Genomic DNA, 19,870 nt, shown 5'->3' with positions numbered 1-19,870 from the left:
CCCGCCTCCCAAAACCCGTCGATAGGGTTTCCTGGAGGGGAAAACAGCCGTCTGCATTGAACTGTTTGCAATTAGTGCTTGTCTTTATTATACATCGTTTCCTTCCACATTCCAAAGGACCATCTCCCGCTTCCGGTTACGGAAGGTCGCAAGCTCCCGAACGCCAAGCTCTGACAGCAGTGCCCGTGCCTGATCCAGATGCTCGCCGAGCTTCATGGGCTGATGAGCATCCGACCCTAAAGTCAACGGAATGCCCAGCTTGATCGCTTCCTCCAGCATTCGCCGGCTTGGAAACATCTCCTCGCAGGCCTTTGATAAACCTGAGGCGTTCAGCTCCATCGCCTTCCCGCTCCGGGCCACGGCCGCAAGCGCTGCTTGCTCCAATGCGATCACGTCCGGCTTCTGTTCGGGGCCCGGCCCATAACCGAACCGCTTGATCACGTCCAGATGGCCCATGATATCGTAGAAGCCGGTTGCGGCAGCCTTCTGCACCGCATCATAATATTGTCGATAGACTTCAAGCGGATCCTTGCCCTCCCAGCCCTGGGTCTGGCGGTAATCCGTGATGTCCCATTCGCCAAGAAAATGAACGGACCCGATGACATAATCCCACGGATAGTCCTTCACGATCCGCTCGATCTGTTCTTCGTAGCCCTCGATATAATCGCCTTCGAGTCCGATCCGAATGTCAATCTGCCCTTTGTAGCGCTCCTTCAGCTGCAGGCATTCCTCCACGTAACGCGGCAGCTCGTCCATCGGCATGGCCATCTCCGGATAGTACGCCTCCGGATTCACGTGTATCAAAGGCATATGGTCCGATAATCCCAATTGATCCATCCCGAGTTCGATGGCGCGCCGTACATACTCCTCCAGCTGCCCCTCGGCATGTCCGCACCGGGCATGGTGGGTATGGTAATCAATATGCATCGGTAAGCCTCCTAATCGCGGCGCGGCCGTTCATGCCGGCGGCTCAGCTCATCCATGATCTCATCCAGCGGGAGCTTCCGCTCCTGAAGGAGTACCAGCAGGTGATAGATCAGATCGCTGACTTCAAGCTTCAGCTCGGCGTTGTCTTTATTTTTGGCGGCGATGATCGTTTCGGAAGCTTCTTCGCCCACCTTCTTAAGGATTTTGTCCACGCCTTTATCGAACAGGTAGGTTGTATAGGCCCCTTCCGGCCGCTCCACCTCACGCTGGGCAATGACTTCTTCCAGCTCGGCAAGTACCGCGAAGCGCTCGCCGGATACCGCTGTACCTTGATTAGCTAGCTCTCTCTTCTGCCCTTGAGCGGTAATCTCATTGTGGAAGCAGGTCGTTTGTCCGGTATGACAAGCAGGTCCATTCGGATTCACCTGCAGCAAGAGGGTGTCTCCGTCGCAATCGTATGTCATCGATACCACGGTCTGTACATTCCCGGAAGTTGCCCCCTTATGCCACAGCTCTCCGCGCGAACGGCTCCAGAACCAAGTCTCGCCGCTCTCCAGCGTCAATCGCAGCGATTCCCGGTTCATATAAGCCATCATCAGCACCTGCTTGCTCTCTGCATCCTGTATAATCGCCGGCACCAGGCCCGCGGCATCCCAACGGATATGCTCGCTGACCTGCTCCAGGGATAAATCTTTCAACATATCTTCGCTCACCGTATATCCACTCCTTTTTGGCTAAGCTGCAACTTAAGATGAGGGATCGAGATCTCTTTATAGTGAAAAATCGTGGCGGCAAGACCCGCATCCGCCTTGCCCTGAGTGAATACGTCATAGAAGTGATCTTCTTTGCCGGCGCCGCCGGACGCGATGACCGGGATCTGCACGGTAGAGGCTACGGCCGATGTCAGCGGCAGATCGAAGCCGTCCTTCGTTCCGTCCGCATCCATGCTGGTCAACAGAATCTCGCCCGCACCCAAGCTTTCCGCCTGCTTCACCCAATCAAGCGCCTTGATGCCGGAAGGCGTACGTCCGCCGTGCGTGTACACTTCCCATTCTCCCCACGCATCGTTGTACTTAGCGTCGATCGCCACGACGATGCATTGGGACCCAAATTTGCGCGCCCCGGCGGAGATGAGCTCCGGCTGCTTGACCGCTGCCGTATTTATCCCGATCTTATCCGCCCCCGCCCGCAGAATCCGCTTCATGTCCTCCACGGAGGAGATGCCTCCGCCTACGGTAAAAGGAATGGCGATCTCCCCTGCCGTTCTCCGAACGACTTCTTCCATCGTTGCCCGGCCTTCGACCGAAGCCGATATATCCAAAAAGACAAGCTCATCTGCGCCTTCCCGGTCGTAGAGCGCGGCCAATTCCACGGGATCGCCCGCATCGCGGAGATTCACAAAGTTTACGCCCTTCACCACCCGGCCGTCCTTCACGTCCAGGCAAGGTATGATCCGTTTTGCCAGCATGCCTTTCCCCTCTTCCCCTATATGAACTCTATCGATCCATGATGATTCGAACAGACACTGGTTTAAATCCTCATTGGATTCGCGTAATAGCCTCTTTTAGATCAATATTGCCTGTATACAGCGCCTTGCCTACGATCGCTCCGCCTACACCGTCGCCGCTGTGCGCGCTGAGCGCCAGCAGATCATCCAGCTTCGTCACGCCGCCCGAAGCGATAACCGAGCGGCCGCTGGCTTTGGCCAGCGAGACAATCGCCTCTACGTTTGGTCCCTGCATCATTCCGTCGCGGGAAATGTCGGTGAAGATGAAGGTTTCCGCTCCCTTGGCTGCTAATTCTTTTGCCAACACCTCAGCTTGAACCTCCGACGTTTCCAGCCAGCCTCTCGTTGCGACGTATCCGTTGCGAGCGTCGATGCCGATGGCCACCTTATCCCCGTATTTGCCCAGCACCTCTTCCGTAAAGACGCGGTCTTCGATCGCTGCCGTCCCGATGATAACCCGGCTGACGCCGAGCGACAGCAGCCGCTCCACATCCGCCAGCGTGCGCAAGCCTCCGCCTACTTGAACCGGAACCTGAACGCTGGATGCAATCTTCCCGATGATGTCGTCATTCACCGGCTGACCTGCCTTCGCGCCGTCTAAATCCACGAGATGAATAAATGTGCCGCCCTGCTCTTCCCACGATTTGGCTACCTCGAGCGGATTGTCGTTGTATACCGTTTCTTGATTATAATCGCCTTGGACCAGCCTGACGCATTTGCCGCCGCGAATATCGATTGCCGGATATATGATAAAAGAGGACATCCCCATTCCCACTTTCCAATTGGTCTATTCGTTCACCTTACGTTAAAGCCAAAAAATTGCGAAGCAGGCTCATGCCAAGCTCCCCGCTCTTCTCGGGATGGAACTGCATGCCGTACACCGAACCGCGGCCCACGATGGCCGTTACTGGCTGACCGTAATCGGTAACCGCCAGCAAATCAGCCTGAACCTCAGGAAGAACATGATACGAGTGGACAAAATACACATGACCTTCCTCAAGTCCCGCAAACAGCGGGTGCTCCCGCTTCTTGAACTGCAATGAATTCCAGCCCATATGCGGCACCTTGTAGTCCCCACCCGCAAATCGTACAACCGACCCGGGGAGTATATCCAGCCCTTCATACTTGCCATGCTCCTCGCTCCGGCTGAACAGGAGCTGCATGCCGAGACAGATCCCCAGCAGCGGTTTTCCCGACTCTGCAGCTTCCTTCATGACCGAGTCCAGCGAGGCTTCGCGGAGCTGCTCCATGGCATCTCCGAACGCGCCGACTCCGGGCAGAATGATGCCATTCGCCGCCAGAAGCTCCTCCCGCTCTCCGGTTACGAGCGGCTGATACCCAAGCCGCTCTACCGCTTTGCTCACGCTGTGCAGATTGCCCATGCCGTAATCCACGATTGCAATGGCCATCGTTTAGAGCACTCCCTTCGTGGACGGTACGCCGGTCACCCGCGGATCCACGGTGGTCGCCTCATCCAATGCACGGCCGAGCGCCTTAAACACCGCTTCAATCATATGATGGGTATTGTGTCCGTAATGAACGATGACATGCAGCGTGATCCGGGCTTCCAGCGCCAATTTCCATAGAAATTCATGGACAAGCTCGGTATGAAAAGAGCCTACCTGCTGCGAAGGATACTCCGCCCGGTACTCAAAATGCGGGCGGTTGCTGATATCCACAATAACTTGAGCAAGCGCCTCATCCATCGGCACAAACACGCTGGCATAACGTTTGATGCCTTTTTTATCGCCCAGTGCTTCGCGGAACGTCTGCCCTAAGCAGATCCCGATATCCTCCACCGTGTGGTGGTCATCGATCTCGATATCGCCCTTTGCCTTGACGCGAAGATCAAACTGGCCATGCTTTGTGAACAAATCAAGCATATGATTAAGAAAAGGTACATCGGTCTCCAATTCCGAAATCCCGGTCCCATCGACATTGAAATCCAGGGCAATGTCGGTCTCATTGGTTTTGCGGCTCACGCCGGCTGATCTTGCTGCTGCATCCAAACTGCTCACGTGGATTGCCTCCTCTATACGGAATATTTATGATGAACAAATGATGCTTGTTCTGGTCTGATTTCTTATCGTTCTTGTTCAAGCCGGATTTCGATCGCCCGGGCATGGCCCTCAAGCCCTTCGCGCCGGGCCAGCTCCATGATCTGCTCGCCGTCGCGCAGCAGCGCTTCTTTACTGTAGTAGATCAAACTCGATTTCTTAATGAAATCGTCCAGATCCACTGGTGATGCGAACCGTGCCGTCCCATTCGTCGGAATGATATGGTTCGGTCCTGCAAAATAATCGCCTACCGGCTCTGAGCTGTACGGTCCTAGGAAGATCGCGCCTGCGTTCTCGATCTGGCCCACGATCGCCATCGGCTCCTCCGTCACGATTTCCAGATGCTCCGGCGCTAAACGGTTAATGACTTCAATCCCTTCCTGGAGGGATTCCGTGACGATCACCGCGCCGTAGCTGTCCACGGAAGCACGGGCGATGTCCCGCCGCGGCAGCAGCTCAAGCTGCCGCTCTACTTCGGCGGCAACAGCCTCGCCCAGCTTTCGGGAAGGCGTCACGAGAATGGCCGATGCCATCTCGTCATGCTCAGCTTGGGAAAGCAGATCCGCTGCAATATACGAAGCATCTGCATGTTCATCGGCCAATACCGCAATCTCGCTTGGACCGGCCAGGCTGTCAATATTGACTGCGCCGTACACTTCACGTTTGGCCAGGGCAACGTAAATATTGCCGGGCCCGCAAATCTTATCGACGGGGGAAATGGTCTCCGTGCCGTAGGCCAATGCCGCAATGGCTTGTGCTCCTCCTACGCGGTAGATTTCCGTAACGCCTGCCTCGGCTGCAGCCACCAGAATATAGGGATTGATTCCATCCTTCCCGCCGGTTGCCGGGGGAGTGACCATGACGATTTCGGGTACGCCTGCCACTTGGGCCGGGATCACGTTCATCAGCACGGATGAAGGATAGGCTGCCTTTCCACCGGGCACATAGACACCGACGCGTTTCAACGGACGAACAATTTGTCCTAAGATGCTACCGTCCGGCTGTAGATCCATCCAGGAATTCCGCTTCTGCTTCACATGAAATGCGCGAATGTTGTCTGCCGCCGCTTGTATCGCCTTCACGAACGAAGGCTCCACATGATCATAAGCTGCCTTGAGCTCCTCATCCGTTACGCGAAGCTGACCTGCGGTCAGACGGACACGGTCCAATAGCTCGGTATGCCGCAGCAAGGCGGCATCTCCTTCGGACCGAATATCCCGCACAATAGCCTTCACGACTTCATTCTGCTCTGGTGTGCCGTAATCATTGTCCCGTTTCAGCTCAAAGTCCCGTGCTGATACTACCTTCACCTTAATCTCCCCCAATCCCGCTGCTTGCATCATGCTGCATGCATAGCGTTTGTTGATAAATGAAGGATGATCGAGCCGATCATCCAATCTCACCGATTTTTATATCTATAAGCTTATTGCCGTATATTCGTACTCTCAGACATAATGACCGTTTGCAGCCGGTCGCACAAGGCCTGAATTTCATCATTCTTCATCCGATAACTAACGCGATTGGCAATCAGGCGGCTTGTAATTTCAAAAATGCTGGTCATCTCTACAAGTCCGTTCTCCTTGAGCGTTTGGCCCGTTTCCACCATATCGACGATCCGGTCTGCCAAACCGATGAGCGGTGCAAGCTCGATGGAACCGTTCAGTTTAACCACTTCAACCTGCTGGCCCTGCTCTCGGAAATACTGTGAAGCCACGTTCGGATATTTGGTGGCAACCCGCTGTCGTATGCCCGGCTTCCAGTCCGGCAAGCCGATGACCGACATCCTGCACCGCGCAATGCCGAGATCAAGCAGCTCATAAACGTCCTTGTTCTCTTCCATTAGCACGTCCTTGCCGACGATACCGATATCCGCCACGCCGTATTCCACATAAGTCGGCACATCCACCGGCTTCGCCAGGATAAATTCCATTCCTGCCTCCGGCAAGGGAATGACCAGCTTGCGCGTTTCATCCACGTCGAGGGGTATCGGAAGTCCGGCTGAACGGAACAGCGCGGATGCTTTTTTATATATGCGCCCTTTGGGCATCGCTACTTTCAACGTTTCCGCCACGTTCGAATCCTCCTGACCTTAAACTTATATGATAATCGTTATAGATCCGCTTCCTATCGAAGGGTTATGACCTCTCGGTATCCTCTATGGAGCAGACTGCCGGACACAACGGGTACCTCGGCATCTCGGACATTGGCCGAATCCGGTAGGATCGAAGTGATGACGGAATGTCCCTGCGCCCGAAGTTCTGAGGCTTTAGCCAATCCTTCCTTTCGATAAGAAGCCGTGTACCGGATGAGAATGGGCAATTCCTCGACAATCTCCTCTCCTTGCACCCCATCGAGAATGCGATTGGTCTTGAGTGCAAAGCCTGTTGCCGGAACGGCACGGCCAAACTGCCGAAGCAGCTTGTCATAACGACCGCCGCTTGCGACGGGAGAGCCCAGCTCGGCAGCATAACCCTCGAACGTCATTCCCGTGTAATAGGAGAAGTCTCCGAGCATCGTCAAATCAAACAGAACATGTCTGGAGACGTCGTAAGCCTCGAGCACTTCCCATACCTTGCTCAGATGCTCGATAGAAGCTCTCGCGAGTTCGTTGCTGCTAATCTCGAGAGCTTGCCCGGCAATCTCCCTGCCCCCGCGCAGCTTCAGGATTCCCTCCAACTGGTCCTGCTGTACCTCCGTCAGGCTCAGGCTGGCAATGGTGTTGCGGTATCCAACGTAGTCGCGGTTCAGCAAATCCTGCTTCAGGCTCTCCTGATCCTCCGTCCGTTCCGGCAGCACTTCTTGAAGTAAGCCATTCAGATAACCCATATGACCCATCGCGATTTTGAATTTCTCCACGCCTGCCGCCTTCAGGGATTCGATGGCCAGCGCAATCACTTCGGCATCGGCCTCCGGCGTATCATCGCCTACAAGCTCGACGCCGGTCTGAAAGAATTCCGCTTCCCGCCCCGCTTCCTCCTCAATGGCGCGAAATACATTGGCATGGTAAGACAAACGTACCGGAAGCGGTTCATCCTTCAGCAGCGAGGACATAACCCGCGCTATGGGGGCGGTCAGATCGGAACGCAGCACCATTGTCGTTCCGCGTTTATTCAATAGTTTAAACAGCTTCTGGTCCGACGTAGAGCTTGCCACGCCTACCGTATCGTAATATTCCATCGTTGGTGTCATAATCTGCCGGTAACCCCAGCGGTCCATGCATGCAAGCACTTCGCGTTCAATCCGCCGCAGCTTGGCGACCGCATGAGGAAGATAATCACGAACACCTGCCGGTTTCTCGAAGCCTTTCGGTTTAGACATGACGCTCCACCTCAAATTCAGTAAAAGTCTTTAATATGGTAAAGTGGTACCTTGCTAATAAATTAAAGGATATTGGCTATATTACCATGAATACTGCCTGATCGTCAATGCATACGCATGCGTTCTACTATGTATCGTTCTCTGTCGGTACGCACCTTACGCATTAATAGATCCGTCTAACTTCTGGGTATAATTGTAACACAAGAACGGACCAGCGTGGCTTGCTTGTCTATTGGCTGAACCTGCATTGATCCGGATGGCCTCAATACAAAAAAAGCCGCCCGGGTGCCCGGACGGCTTTGCTTCATGATGATGGATAAGAAGTATATGCATTAGGCCTGATGCTCCTACAGATCGACCGATTTCTTGCTGTCGCCTGTAACGGTATCTTTTCTTTGCGATGGTGTCGTAGGTGCTTTGGAGGTTGGCTTCAATGATCGAGGAACGCTGCCCAGCAGCATCCACGACCCTGGAATCCACCGGAACACCGTCTGCACCACTAACGCACTGACGATCAAAGCCGTTACCATCCCGCCGTATATCCAGATTAGATAATCATCGGTTACGGGATTCAGCTTCGGATCGAATTCCCGATACAGGAACAGCCAGAGCGGGTGCACGAGATAGATCGCGAAAGACAGCTCGCCAATCCGCGTCAGCACTTTCACAATGAGTTTCCAGCCGCTGCTATACAGCCAGCTCGCCAGCTGCATCAGCACAATCGCGGAGAACACGGTGTGCAGATTCCATAACAGCTCGTATAATAGGGAATCATATTTAGCGCCATGCAATCTCTGATTGTACCAAATCTGCACATGCGTCAGCGCCATCGCGAGCCAGCCGGCCCATAACACGATTGTGCCTGCTCTTTGACCAGTGGTTTGCTTTTTCCAAGAAGACGTCAGCCAGCCCTTGAATTTGTCGTAATTCATCGCCAGGTAAGCGCCGAGCATATAGTAGGCTAAATACGAAATGGCCAAGCTTCCTTTAAACGTGTACTGCAGCTCGTATTTGTTCCAGATGATGAAGCCCCATTGCAGCAGGAATCCAATCGGCACCGCCCACCTTACGAGAAACCGGGAGGATTTGAACAGCTTGAGGAAGATCGGAAACAGAATATAGAACTGCAAACTGATAAATACAAAGTATAAGTGCGTATAGTTCTGCCCTCGAACCAAGCGTTCAAAGAATAGCGGCATCTGTGCCCATAGATCAAACGAGCTGTTCAGCAGCCCGTTCTGATACATCCTCACAAAGAAGTAGATGATCGAGAACAACACATACGGAAGCAAAATGTACAAGAGCCGCCGTTTATAGAAGTTTTTGATCAAGTCCTTGGTCAGCGGCCGGTCCGCATAGTTATAGAACAGCACAAAGCTGCTTAGGAATATAAACGAGGGGGTACCGTATTTAAAGAAAATATTCAAGAAATTAATAATATAATAGAATCGCGAATCAATCGCATCCACCGTTGCAAATGAAGTCGCATGAACGTGAAGCACGCCCAGGATGGCCAGCGCACGATAAATATCGAGCTGCGGCAGCCTTTCCTTTTTGTTCAGCGTTGCACCCATGTCAGGCGTCGCCTCCTTGTTTTCGAGTTTGTTGATAGAGTCAATGTATGCGAATGGACGGGCAAAAAAGTCCCTCAAGGCCATCATACCCCGGGGACTATTGTTCGCTTTGTGTCAGGTTATCCTTTACTCATTCTACAACAATTCAGCAAGCTTGAGAACCTGACTTGTCACATTACCTCAAATTGACTCGCTTTCCGTCGATGTCCTCTTCAGCTCTCGCAATGGATTCCCGCCTACAAAAACACCAGGTGCCACGTCTTTATGTACGACAGATCCTGCAGCAACGACCGCGCCGTCTCCGATCGTTACGCCTGGCAAAATCGTGGTATTCGCGCCGATGAGCACGTTCTCCCCGATCCGCACTTCACCCAAACGATATTCCTTTATTAAATACTCGTGAGCCAGAATGGTCGTGTTGTAGCCGATGACCGAATTCTCGCCGATGGTTATTTTCTCCGGAAAAAACACATCCACCATGACCATCAATCCAAACGCGGTATGCCTCCCCACTTTCATCCCGAGCATATGGCGATAGATCCAATTCTTCATAGGCAGGATAGGACAATAGCGGGCGATCTGGATAAAAATGAAGTTCTTGACGCCCTTGAACGGGCTCACGGTGCGGTAGATTTGCCATAACGCGTTGGGGCCTTCTACAGGATAACGGGTAATCTTTCTGGCCATGCTGCCAAAACTCCTATTCCTCTTGAAGTCCTACGATTTCAAACAGATCTCTCATATCCTTCAATATAAAATCCGGCCCGTACTCCATCAGCTTTTGCTCACCCTTGAGGGACCAAGCTACAGCGGCGGCCTTCACGCCCGCCGCCTTGGCAGACTGAATGTCCACCGGACTGTCTCCGATCATCAAAGTGGTGGCCGGATTGGCCCCCAGCTGCTCCATCGCCGTCAGGACGGGCTCCGGATGCGGTTTCGGATGCTCCACATCGTTCACCGTAACAATCGCCGACATGAAGCGCTCCAGATCGTACTTCTCCAGCGTCATCATGGTGGAAGGGCGGATCTTCGTGGTTACGATCCCGAGCGAAAGCCCGTGACGATGAAGACGCTCCACGACTTCGTTCACATGCGGGAATGGTTTGACCATGTCATCATGATGGATCGTGTTGAAAGAGCGATAGGCTTTGACAAGCGGACTGACATCCTCGACGCCCCCTGAGAAAGCCTGCAGCTGCTGTTCCAGCGTGGTTCCCATATGCGGAATGATCTGCTCTCTGGTCAACGGTCCCGGGGCCTGCGCCTCGAAAACATGCATAAACGATGAGATAATCAATTCATTCGTGTCGATAATGGTGCCGTCCAAATCAAACAGTACGGTTTCGATCATGCTGCAACTACTCCTTTTTGTCCTCCGTATCCGGTTTTATTGTCGGAGTGTCTTCTTCTTCCCGTGATGAGGATTTGACGTCTGTCTCCTCTGCTTGGGTAACAACGTCTTTATCCGCCATTCCCTCCGGTTCTGCGGCCTGTTTATGCTGTTTAGCAGGAGCCGGCGCAGGGGATTTGACGGTTTTGTTCGTTTGAAGATCGGCTTCCGGCGTTGGACCTGCTCCGGTCTTCGTCGACACGATCGGGTCCAAATAGCGCACATTGGCGCGGCCCGTTACACGGCGCACAATGATCAGTACGATGCCTCCGATGACAATCAATACGGACAGCAGCTGGGAGATCCGAATGTTGCCATAAGCCGGGTCAAGGTGACCCAGTTCAAATCCCATCCAAGTCATCGGTGCCCATAACGTATTGTTAATGAAATCGGCAAGTCCGGCGGCGCCTTGAAAAGCCAAGCTGTCCGTCCGCACCGCTTCAATAAAGAACCGGCCGATGGAATACCAGATGAAGTATCCGATGAAGAGTTCGCCTGCCCGCAGAAATTTCTGTCTGCGAATGATAAGCAGTATGACGATACCCAACAGGTTCCACAGCGATTCATATAAGAAGGTAGGGTGATGGAATACGCCCTGTACATTCATTTGATTCACGATAAAATCAGGCAAATGCAGCTGTCCTCGCAGGAAAGACTCGCTGACAGGACCGCCATAGGCCTCCTGGTTAACGAAGTTCCCCCAGCGTCCAATAATCTGGCCGGCCAACAAGGACGGCGCACAGATATCGGCAATTCGCCAGAAGTTGTAGCCTTTTCGGCGAACATAGATCAACGCACAGATAATGGCGCCGATCAAGGCGCCGAATATGGCAATCCCGCCATTCCATATTTTGAACACATCCAGGAAGTTATCCTTATAGTCTTCCCATTTAAAAGCTACATAATAAATACGAGCACCGATGATAGCGGAAGGAACCCCAAGCAAGAGCAAATCCATGAAAAATTCCTGCGGAATACCAAAACGCTTCCCCTCGCGAATGGCCAGCAGCAGACCTGCCAAGGCACCGAGGCCCAAAATCAAGCCATACCAATGAACACGCAACGATCCGATGGAGAACGCCACCGGATCGATGAGCAAAGTTTGCATCACTTATAACCCTCCCTAGTCCTAGTCCAAATCGTCCATATCTTCAGCAATCGTTGCCGTCAGCTTGTTCGTAAACTGCAGTGCAGCATTTAGTCCCATTTGCTTCAATCTGTAGTTCATAGCTGCCACTTCAATAATAACCGCAAGGTTACGTCCTGGACGAACCGGAATGGTGACCAGAGGGATATCCGTCTCTATAATTCGTGTTGTCTCTTCATCTAATCCCAGACGATCATACTGTTTATCCTGCTGCCAGGCCTCCAATCGAACGACAAGCGTAATCCGTTTATTATTCCGAACGGCGCCTGCACCGAATAACGTCATAACATTAATAATACCGACCCCGCGAATCTCCAGTAGATGGCGAATCAGTTCAGGCGCTGTTCCATGCAGCTGAAAATCCGACGTCTGGCGAATCTCCACCGCGTCGTCCGCGATTAAGCGGTGTCCGCGTTTGACGAGCTCCAGAGCCGTTTCGCTTTTCCCGATACCGCTCGAGCCCGTGATCAGCATCCCTACGCCGTAAACATCGCACAATACCCCGTGGATAGTCGTCGTTGGCGCAAGTCTGCGTTCCAGGAAACTCGTGAATCGGCTTGTCAGGATGGTCGTCGCCATGCTGCTGCGCAGCACGGGCAAACCTCTTTCATTGCCGAGCTCTACCAGCTCTTCCGGCACTTCCAGGGAACGCGTAACCACGATGCAAGGCGTTTCTTCCGTACACAGGCTGCGCATGCGTTCTTTCCGCTCTTCCGGCTTCAGCATTCCAAAGAAAGCCAGCTCCGTGCGCCCCATAAGCTGAACCCGTTCCCGCGGATGGTATTCAAAATAACCGGCCATTTCCAATCCCGGTCGATTCAGATCGTCCGTTGTAATCTGACGTTTCAAGCCTTCCTCACCTGCGATGACCTCCAGCTGAAACTGCTGGACCAGCTCGGATACCTTCACTTTCTTGGCCATGGTCTTACCCCTCTTCTTCCAGTGTATGTTGACATCACAAACGCAACCGGCATGCAGCACGGCTCGTTTTGGATGATATATTTCATGATCGGTTACTTTGCTTATTAAATTGGACGTCTCAAGCCTAGCCGGCGGTCGGTCATGCTTCATGGAATACGCCCAACAACCCATACGTCCAATGCTTATGTATGCCTTGCTTTGTGCTTATCTTATCGAAAAAAGCCAATGAATGCAATTCTAACCGGCTATCCGATACCAGGACATTGGACTTATCCAGGAGTGAAGCGACGCTGCTACGGCATATTGCGACTAAAAAACAGATGTTCTATTACTAAAGATAACTCTCTTTCTATATCGACAATTGGTTGTCTGCTTTACACACTTTTAGCCTAGGACCACTTCTACCGTCTGCTAGAACTGCCTCAACCCTTCGATAAGGGCAGAAACTGTCTAGTTTTATGTCTTTTTCTCCTAAAAAAACCGCCCCTTGAGGGGCGGTTTTCAAGAGATCTCGATTGCTGAAGACTAGTCTTCGAGCAATACGTTCAATTCAGACTCTTTATCAAAGATATGAACTTTGTTCATGTCGAGTGCCAATTTCACATTGTCGCCTTCGCGAGTAGTCGAACGTCCGTCTACACGGCCGATAACTGTGTCGGTGCCCAAGCCGCTGAGGTACAAGAGCATTTCGTGACCAAGGTTCTCGGTTACGTCCACTTTCGCTGTGAAGATTGTGTTCGGGGAAGCTTCCAGGAATACTGGCTCTTCATGAATATCTTCCGGACGAACACCCATGATTACTTCTTTGCCAATCATGGATTTATTTTTGAGCAATTGTGCTTTACCGCCTGGAACTTGAACGTTCAAGCCCTGGGAAGTGAAGTATACGCCACCGTTTTGCTCGGACAATTTACCGTTGATGAAGTTCATGGTTGGGGAACCAATGAAACCAGCAACGAACAGGTTGTTTGGATTGTTGTACAGCTGTTCTGGGGAATCCGCTTGTTGAATGATGCCATCCTGCATAACAACGATACGGTCACCCATCGTCATAGCTTCTGTTTGGTCATGCGTTACATAGATACAAGTGGTTTCAAGACGCTTCACCAGCTTAGTAATTTCAGCACGCATCTGACCGCGGAGTTTCGCATCCAAGTTGGAAAGCGGCTCATCCATCAAGAAGACTTGCGGATCACGGACAATCGCACGGCCCAAGGCAACACGCTGACGCTGACCACCGGAGAGAGCTTTCGGTTTACGCTCGAGCAAATGCTCGATATCCAGGATTTTCGCTGCTTCACGTACACGCTTATCGATTTCGTCTTTCTTCACTTTACGGAGTTTCAAACCGAATGCCATGTTCTGATATACGTTCATATGCGGATACAAGGCGTAGGATTGGAATACCATTGCGATGTCACGATCTTTAGGTGCTACATCGTTAACAACGCGGTCGCCAATGTAAAGTTTACCCTCGGAAATTTCCTCAAGACCTGCGATCATACGAAGTGTCGTAGACTTACCGCAACCGGAAGGACCTACCAATACCAAGAATTCTTTATCTTTAATATCCAAATTAACGTCAATTACAGTTGCTTTATCCGCACCTGCATACTTTTTGTAAATATGCTCTAAGCGTACACCAGCCATGTGCATTTGCCCCCTCATATGAATGTTATGAAATCGAATACAATTAATTTATAATCTTATATTACCCCATAGGCACCTGACTTGCTATACACAATCTGCACAAAAAACCTATTTCCTTTTCGTCACTTTATACAATAGAAGCGTTATTTTCACCAATACCGCATCACTGAAGCTGCGAACGTCAAGCCCCGTCTCCTGTTTGATCTTATCCAGTCGGTACAGCAGCGTATTTCGGTGAATATACAGGTGTTTGGCCGTCTCGCTCACATTGCAGTCCAATTCAAAAAAAGACTCCAGCGTCGACAAGGTCTCACTGTCCTCGAATAAGTCGGTATGTCCGGCAGCGTACTCACGCAGGAATTGATTCCGTTGATACTCAGGAATGCTGTAAACCAGGCGCTCCAGATGAAGACCGGTCGACAGATGAATATGCTCCTTGACCTGAAAAGTACGCCCGATGGTCATGGTCTCTCGCAGCATGCCAACCGTCTGCGGCAAAGCTTGAAGCGCATTGACTGCCGGGATTGCCGAAATATGAAAATCGCCCACCCATTCCGTTGAAATGAGCTCGTACAGCCCCATACAGAATAAGGACAGCAAGTCCTGATCGGCTTCTGAGGATGCTTCCTCTTTATCATCCGTCGTTATGCCGCCCAGCAGCTCCTGATTGGCAAGGATAATCCATTCCTTATCCAGCAGCGGCACAAGAATGATATCCCCGTCAAAATAACTGCGCAACAACCGCAGCAGCGCTTTATAACTTGGCGTGGGAGCATGCTCGCTCTCATGAATGAGGAGAAAGGGGACCATTTCCTCCGTCAAGCTTGTCCGAATCAGCATCTCATCCGGTAGCTCAGCATGCAGCTCGCCGGCTTGAAGGCGCTCTTTCAACCAACCGCCCAACTGCTGGGCGCGCCGTTCTTCTTCAACCTTGGCTGCATTCTTTGACATCGAGCCTGAAGGCGCTTCCTGAAGGCTCGTCAATAAAAGAGCGACAAGCCCAATCTCCGACTCCGTCAAAGCATTGGAATCCGCCACCAGGACCCGGCTCGGATCCTGTTGATTAACGGGAAACCAGATCTCACCAAGCTCCTTATGCACATAGGCACCATCAATCATTCGTGTTGTGTTTGAGCTTACGCTTTCTCCACGGCGAATTGAACTTGTAGTTCTTTCTTCACGACCAAACCGGTCACCGAATCGCGAGGTGATCGCCATCGATTCCGTGAGCCATAGCGATTCCTGCTCATTCAATGTTTTTAAGCCGAGTGAGGTACCCAAGGTCTGCTCCAGTTTCTGAACGATATGCTCCATCTCCACCATTGATGACTCCACCACTTTATCGTTTTTTCTTATTTTAGCATATCATCCTGCACAAACGACAATTCCTTCTCTTTAAGTCCGTGCGCCTTGGGAAATAGTTCGGTAAAAACAACACAAAAAGAGCCGTCAACAACGTTGACGACCCTTTCGGATGAGCCATGAAGGACTCGAACCTTCGACACCCTGATTAAAAGTCAGGTGCTCTACCAACTGAGCTAATGGCTCTTATTACTGGTGGAGGATGATGGATTCGAACCACCGAACTCGGACGAGAACAGATTTACAGTCTGCTGCGTTTGGCCACTTCGCTAATCCTCCAAAATATAAAGGTGGCTCGGGACGGAATCGAACCGCCGACACGAGGATTTTCAGTCCTCTGCTCTACCGACTGAGCTACCGAGCCAAACATGAATAACATTAAAATAAAGTGCGGAGTGCAACACTTCCCACTTTAATCTGTGGAAAACCGACCATTTTTATTCCTTAGGAGTAATAATGGCGGAACTGACGGGATACTCTCTCTTCGTTCGAGACTGCGAAGTCTGTGCTAACGAGGATATGCTCCGACGAACCCGTTTATGGATTCTCATCCCTGAAGCTTGTAAATAATGGCGGAACTGACGGGATTCGAACCCGCGATCTCCTGCGTGACAGGCAGGCATGTTAGGCCTCTACACCACAGTTCCGCATTATTAAAGATGGTGCCGGCGAGAGGACTTGAACCCCCAACCTACTGATTACAAGTCAGTTGCTCTACCAATTGAGCTACACCGGCATGGCAAGGTAATAAAAATAATACATGGTGGAGGCTGAGGGGATCGAACCCCCGACCCTCTGCTTGTAAGGCAGATGCTCTCCCAGCTGAGCTAAGCCTCCAGGTATGTATGGTAGCGGCGGAGGGGATCGAACCCCCGACCTCACGGGTATGAACCGTACGCTCTAGCCAGCTGAGCTACACCGCCATATAAACCTTATTGCGTCCAAGTTATTCAAATGGCGGAGAGAGAGGGATTCGAACCCTCGCACCGCTTACGCAGTCTAACCCCTTAGCAGAGGGTCCCCTTATAGCCACTTGGGTATCTCTCCATCATAACTTGTATGCAGTTACAGAGATTGATTCCCTGAAAACTAGATACGAAACGAAATTTGCAGCACATTGAAATATATTTTGGATAAGCCCTCGACCGATTAGTATTGGTCAGCTCCATGCATTGCTGCACTTCCACCTCCAACCTATCTACCTCGTCGTCTTCAAGGGGTCTTACTAATTGGGAAATCTCATCTTGAGGGGGGCTTCACGCTTAGATGCTTTCAGCGCTTATCCCGTCCGTACGTAGCTACCCAGCCATGCTCCTGGCGGAACAACTGGTGCACCAGCGGTACGTCCATCCCGGTCCTCTCGTACTAAGGACAGCTCCTCTCAAATTTCCTACGCCCACGACAGATAGGGACCGAACTGTCTCACGACGTTCTGAACCCAGCTCGCGTACCGCTTTAATGGGCGAACAGCCCAACCCTTGGGACCTACTTCAGCCCCAGGATGCGATGAGCCGACATCGAGGTGCCAAACCTCCCCGTCGATGTGGACTCTTGGGGGAGATAAGCCTGTTATCCCCAGGGTAGCTTTTATCCGTTGAGCGATGGCCCTTCCATGCGGTACCACCGGATCACTAAGCCCGACTTTCGTCCCTGCTCGACTTGTAGGTCTCGCAGTCAAGCTCCCTTATGCCTTTGCACTCTTCGAATGATTTCCAACCATTCTGAGGGAACCTTGGGGCGCCTCCGTTACTCTTTAGGAGGCGACCGCCCCAGTCAAACTGCCCGCCTGACACTGTCCCCGTACCGGATTACGGTACCAGGTTAGAACCTAGATACGATCAGGGTGGTATCCCAACGTCGCCTCCACACAAGCTGGCGCTCATGCTTCAAAGGCTCCCACCTATCCTGTACAGATCGTACCCAAATCCAATATCAAGCTGCAGTAAAGCTCCATGGGGTCTTTCCGTCTTGTCGCGGGTAACCTGCATCTTCACAGGTATTAAAATTTCACCGGATCTCTCGTTGAGACAGCGCCCAAGTCGTTACGCCATTCGTGCGGGTCAGAATTTACCTGACAAGGAATTTCGCTACCTTAGGACCGTTATAGTTACGGCCGCCGTTTACTGGGGCTTCGGTTCACAGCTTCGGGACTAATCCCTAACCGCTCCCCTTAACCTTCCAGCACCGGGCAGGCGTCAGCCCGTATACTTCGCCTTACGGCTTCGCACAGACCTGTGTTTTTGCTAAACAGTCGCTTGGGCCTTTTCACTGCGGCCCCCTCGTGCTATTCACACTACCGGGGCACCCCTTCTCCCGAAGTTACGGGGTCATTTTGCCGAGTTCCTTAACGAGAGTTCTTCCGCGCGCCTTAGAATTCTCTTCTCGCCTACCTGTGTCGGTTTGCGGTACGGGCACCTTCACCTGACTAGAGGCTTTTCTTGGCAGTGTGAGATCATGACCTTCGCTACTGTAATTTTCACTCCCCATCACAGCCCAGCCTTATCGATGTGCGGATTTGCCTACACATCAGCCTCACTGCTTGGACGGACATCCATCAGTCCGCGTCACTACCCTCCTGCGTCACCCCATCGTTCATAACGGTTTACGGTGGTACAGGAATTTCAACCTGTTGTCCTTCGATTACGCCTTTCGGCCTCACCTTAGGTCCCGACTTACCCTGAGCGGACGAGCCTTCCTCAGGAAACCTTGGGCTTTCGGCGGATCAGATTCTCACTGATCTTTTCGTTACTCATACCGGCATTCTCACTTGTATGCTGTCCAGCGCTCCTTACGGTACACCTTCAACCTACATACAACGCTCCCCTACCCCTGATGCAAAGCATCAAGCCATAGCTTCGGTGGTGTGTTTAGCCCCGTTACATTTTCGGCGCAGAGTCACTCGACCAGTGAGCTATTACGCACTCTTTAAATGGTGGCTGCTTCTAAGCCAACATCCTGGTTGTCTGTGCAACTCCACATCCTTTCCCACTTAACACACACTTGGGGACCTTAGCTGATGGTCTGGGCTGTTTCCCTTTTGACAATGGATCTTAGCACTCACTGTCTGACTCCCGGATATAAGTCTATGGCATTCGGAGTTTGACTGAGCTTGGTAACCCTTGCGGGCCCCGCACCCAATCAGTGCTCTACCTCCACGACTCTTCATTCCGAGGCTAGCCCTAAAGCTATTTCGGGGAGAACCAGCTATCTCCGAGTTCGATTGGAATTTCTCCGCTACCCCCACCTCATCCCCGCATTTTTCAACATACGTGGGTTCGGGCCTCCAGTGCGTGTTACCGCACCTTCACCCTGGACAGGGGTAGATCACACGGTTTCGGGTCTACGTCCACATACTACATCGCCCTATTCAGACTCGCTTTCGCTGCGGCTACGGCTTCTCGCCTTAACCTTGCATGGGAACGTAACTCGCCGGTTCATTCTACAAAAGGCACGCCATCACCCATAGATCGGGCTCTGACTTCTTGTAAGCACACGGTTTCAGGTTCTATTTCACTCCCCTTCCGGGGTGCTTTTCACCTTTCCCTCACGGTACTGCTTCACTATCGGTCGCTAGGGAGTATTTAGCCTTAGCAGATGGTCCTGCTGGATTCATACGGGGTTTCACGTGCCCCGCACTACTCGGGATCCGTCTCGGAGGGAATATACTTTCGGCTACAGGGCTTTTACCTCTTATAGCGGGCCTTTCCAGACCTCTTCGCCTAATATGTTCCTTTGTAACTCCATGTGAGACGTCCCACAACCCCAGAGAGCAAGCTCTCTGGTTTAGGCTGTTCCGCGTTCGCTCGCCGCTACTGACGGAATCACTCTTGTTTTCTCTTCCTCCAGGTACTTAGATGTTTCAGTTCCCTGGGTGTGCCTCCTCGCATCCTATGTATTCAGATACGGGTAACTGACTATTACATCAGCTGGGTTTCCCCATTCGGACATCCCCGGATCGAAGCTTGCTTACAGCTCCCCGAGGCAGTATCGTTGTTCGCCACGTCCTTCTTCGGCTCC

Annotated in this window: 16 protein-coding genes, 8 tRNA genes and 1 rRNA gene (1 of these 25 cut by a window edge); all 25 read right to left on the bottom strand. The window is 52.1% G+C overall.

The features are described from left to right. Window positions 1–87: 87 nt before the first annotated feature. Window positions 88–927, bottom strand: a complete 840-nt coding sequence (gene hisJ, locus M1D70_RS00845) for a histidinol-phosphatase HisJ (protein ID WP_009595673.1) — start codon at window positions 925–927, stop codon at window positions 88–90. Window positions 928–938: 11 nt separating this feature from the next. Further along, on the bottom strand, window positions 939–1,640 hold the full coding sequence (gene hisIE, locus M1D70_RS00840) for a bifunctional phosphoribosyl-AMP cyclohydrolase/phosphoribosyl-ATP diphosphatase HisIE (RefSeq protein WP_456288874.1): 702 nt from the start codon (window positions 1,638–1,640) through the stop codon (window positions 939–941). After that, window positions 1,637–2,395 (bottom strand): imidazole glycerol phosphate synthase subunit HisF, encoded by a 759-nt coding sequence (gene hisF, locus M1D70_RS00835; protein WP_009595653.1) that lies wholly within the window; start codon window positions 2,393–2,395, stop codon window positions 1,637–1,639. The genes hisIE and hisF overlap by 4 nt, the downstream gene beginning before the upstream one ends. A gap of 70 nt (window positions 2,396–2,465) precedes the next feature. Beyond that, on the bottom strand, window positions 2,466–3,197 hold the full coding sequence (gene hisA / locus M1D70_RS00830) for a 1-(5-phosphoribosyl)-5-[(5-phosphoribosylamino)methylideneamino]imidazole-4-carboxamide isomerase (protein WP_175320827.1): 732 nt from the start codon (window positions 3,195–3,197) through the stop codon (window positions 2,466–2,468). A gap of 37 nt (window positions 3,198–3,234) precedes the next feature. Further along, on the bottom strand, window positions 3,235–3,843 hold the full coding sequence (gene hisH / locus M1D70_RS00825) for an imidazole glycerol phosphate synthase subunit HisH (RefSeq protein ID WP_456288872.1): 609 nt from the start codon (window positions 3,841–3,843) through the stop codon (window positions 3,235–3,237). Between the two features lie 3 nt (window positions 3,844–3,846). Beyond that, window positions 3,847–4,452: an imidazoleglycerol-phosphate dehydratase HisB gene (gene hisB, locus M1D70_RS00820; RefSeq protein ID WP_009595657.1), complete on the bottom strand. Its 606-nt coding sequence runs from the start codon at window positions 4,450–4,452 to the stop codon at window positions 3,847–3,849. 65 nt (window positions 4,453–4,517) lie between these two features. Next, window positions 4,518–5,801: a histidinol dehydrogenase gene (gene hisD / locus M1D70_RS00815; RefSeq protein WP_036674134.1), complete on the bottom strand. Its 1,284-nt coding sequence runs from the start codon at window positions 5,799–5,801 to the stop codon at window positions 4,518–4,520. A 113-nt stretch (window positions 5,802–5,914) separates the two neighbouring features. After that, on the bottom strand, window positions 5,915–6,562 hold the full coding sequence (hisG, locus tag M1D70_RS00810) for an ATP phosphoribosyltransferase (protein ID WP_456288870.1): 648 nt from the start codon (window positions 6,560–6,562) through the stop codon (window positions 5,915–5,917). 53 nt (window positions 6,563–6,615) lie between these two features. Continuing rightward, on the bottom strand, window positions 6,616–7,809 hold the full coding sequence (locus M1D70_RS00805; protein ID WP_456288869.1) for an ATP phosphoribosyltransferase regulatory subunit: 1,194 nt from the start codon (window positions 7,807–7,809) through the stop codon (window positions 6,616–6,618). 347 nt (window positions 7,810–8,156) lie between these two features. After that, window positions 8,157–9,383 carry an acyltransferase gene (locus M1D70_RS00800; RefSeq protein WP_009595671.1) on the bottom strand — a complete coding sequence of 409 codons (1,227 nt, stop codon included), beginning with the start codon at window positions 9,381–9,383 and terminating at the stop codon, window positions 8,157–8,159. 180 nt (window positions 9,384–9,563) lie between these two features. Beyond that, window positions 9,564–10,070: an acyltransferase gene (locus tag M1D70_RS00795; protein WP_009595646.1), complete on the bottom strand. Its 507-nt coding sequence runs from the start codon at window positions 10,068–10,070 to the stop codon at window positions 9,564–9,566. Window positions 10,071–10,083: 13 nt separating this feature from the next. Then, on the bottom strand, window positions 10,084–10,734 hold the full coding sequence (gene ppaX, locus M1D70_RS00790) for a pyrophosphatase PpaX (RefSeq protein ID WP_009595649.1): 651 nt from the start codon (window positions 10,732–10,734) through the stop codon (window positions 10,084–10,086). Between the two features lie 7 nt (window positions 10,735–10,741). Beyond that, window positions 10,742–11,881 carry a prolipoprotein diacylglyceryl transferase gene (gene lgt, locus M1D70_RS00785; RefSeq protein WP_456290372.1) on the bottom strand — a complete coding sequence of 380 codons (1,140 nt, stop codon included), beginning with the start codon at window positions 11,879–11,881 and terminating at the stop codon, window positions 10,742–10,744. 21 nt (window positions 11,882–11,902) lie between these two features. Beyond that, a complete protein-coding gene (hprK, locus tag M1D70_RS00780) occupies window positions 11,903–12,841 on the bottom strand; it encodes an HPr(Ser) kinase/phosphatase (RefSeq protein ID WP_009595669.1) in 939 nt (312 codons plus the stop codon). Between the two features lie 525 nt (window positions 12,842–13,366). Then, window positions 13,367–14,491, bottom strand: a complete 1,125-nt coding sequence (locus tag M1D70_RS00775) for an ABC transporter ATP-binding protein (RefSeq protein WP_012818391.1) — start codon at window positions 14,489–14,491, stop codon at window positions 13,367–13,369. A 108-nt stretch (window positions 14,492–14,599) separates the two neighbouring features. Next, on the bottom strand, window positions 14,600–15,814 hold the full coding sequence (locus tag M1D70_RS00770; RefSeq protein WP_456290371.1) for a PucR family transcriptional regulator: 1,215 nt from the start codon (window positions 15,812–15,814) through the stop codon (window positions 14,600–14,602). Between the two features lie 152 nt (window positions 15,815–15,966). Further along, window positions 15,967–16,039: transfer RNA gene (locus M1D70_RS00765), tRNA-Lys, on the bottom strand. A gap of 7 nt (window positions 16,040–16,046) precedes the next feature. Beyond that, window positions 16,047–16,132: transfer RNA gene (locus M1D70_RS00760), tRNA-Tyr, on the bottom strand. Window positions 16,133–16,144: 12 nt separating this feature from the next. Then, a tRNA-Phe gene (locus M1D70_RS00755) sits at window positions 16,145–16,217 on the bottom strand. A 206-nt stretch (window positions 16,218–16,423) separates the two neighbouring features. After that, window positions 16,424–16,500 (bottom strand) — tRNA-Asp (locus M1D70_RS00750). Window positions 16,501–16,513: 13 nt separating this feature from the next. Next, a tRNA-Thr gene (locus M1D70_RS00745) sits at window positions 16,514–16,589 on the bottom strand. Window positions 16,590–16,614: 25 nt separating this feature from the next. After that, window positions 16,615–16,690: transfer RNA gene (locus M1D70_RS00740), tRNA-Val, on the bottom strand. 9 nt (window positions 16,691–16,699) lie between these two features. Beyond that, window positions 16,700–16,776, bottom strand: a tRNA-Met gene (locus tag M1D70_RS00735). Window positions 16,777–16,808: 32 nt separating this feature from the next. Further along, window positions 16,809–16,900: transfer RNA gene (locus tag M1D70_RS00730), tRNA-Ser, on the bottom strand. A gap of 82 nt (window positions 16,901–16,982) precedes the next feature. Next, a 23S ribosomal RNA gene (locus tag M1D70_RS00725) occupies window positions 16,983–19,870 on the bottom strand; it runs 41 nt beyond the window's last position.

Source organism: Paenibacillus sp. AK002 (assembly GCF_053903045.1).
The sequence above is the reverse complement of the archived record's forward strand: the minus strand, read 5'-3'. Positions and strand labels throughout refer to the sequence as shown.

What these genes read in the sequence shown, in the direction of transcription:
- hisJ (WP_009595673.1), bottom strand. Translation starts at nt 927, where the DNA reads ATGCATATTGATTACCATACCCACCATGCCCGGTGCGGACATGCCGAG.
- hisF (WP_009595653.1), bottom strand. Translation starts at nt 2,395, where the DNA reads ATGCTGGCAAAACGGATCATACCTTGCCTGGACGTGAAGGACGGCCGG.
- hisA (WP_175320827.1), bottom strand. Translation starts at nt 3,197, where the DNA reads ATGTCCTCTTTTATCATATATCCGGCAATCGATATTCGCGGCGGCAAA.
- hisH (WP_456288872.1), bottom strand. Translation starts at nt 3,843, where the DNA reads ATGGCCATTGCAATCGTGGATTACGGCATGGGCAATCTGCACAGCGTG.
- M1D70_RS00805 (WP_456288869.1), bottom strand. Translation starts at nt 7,809, where the DNA reads ATGTCTAAACCGAAAGGCTTCGAGAAACCGGCAGGTGTTCGTGATTAT.
- M1D70_RS00800 (WP_009595671.1), bottom strand. Translation starts at nt 9,383, where the DNA reads ATGGGTGCAACGCTGAACAAAAAGGAAAGGCTGCCGCAGCTCGATATT.
- M1D70_RS00795 (WP_009595646.1), bottom strand. Translation starts at nt 10,070, where the DNA reads ATGGCCAGAAAGATTACCCGTTATCCTGTAGAAGGCCCCAACGCGTTA.
- ppaX (WP_009595649.1), bottom strand. Translation starts at nt 10,734, where the DNA reads ATGATCGAAACCGTACTGTTTGATTTGGACGGCACCATTATCGACACG.
- lgt (WP_456290372.1), bottom strand. Translation starts at nt 11,881, where the DNA reads ATGCAAACTTTGCTCATCGATCCGGTGGCGTTCTCCATCGGATCGTTG.
- hprK (WP_009595669.1), bottom strand. Translation starts at nt 12,841, where the DNA reads ATGGCCAAGAAAGTGAAGGTATCCGAGCTGGTCCAGCAGTTTCAGCTG.
- M1D70_RS00775 (WP_012818391.1), bottom strand. Translation starts at nt 14,491, where the DNA reads ATGGCTGGTGTACGCTTAGAGCATATTTACAAAAAGTATGCAGGTGCG.
- M1D70_RS00770 (WP_456290371.1), bottom strand. Translation starts at nt 15,814, where the DNA reads ATGGTGGAGATGGAGCATATCGTTCAGAAACTGGAGCAGACCTTGGGT.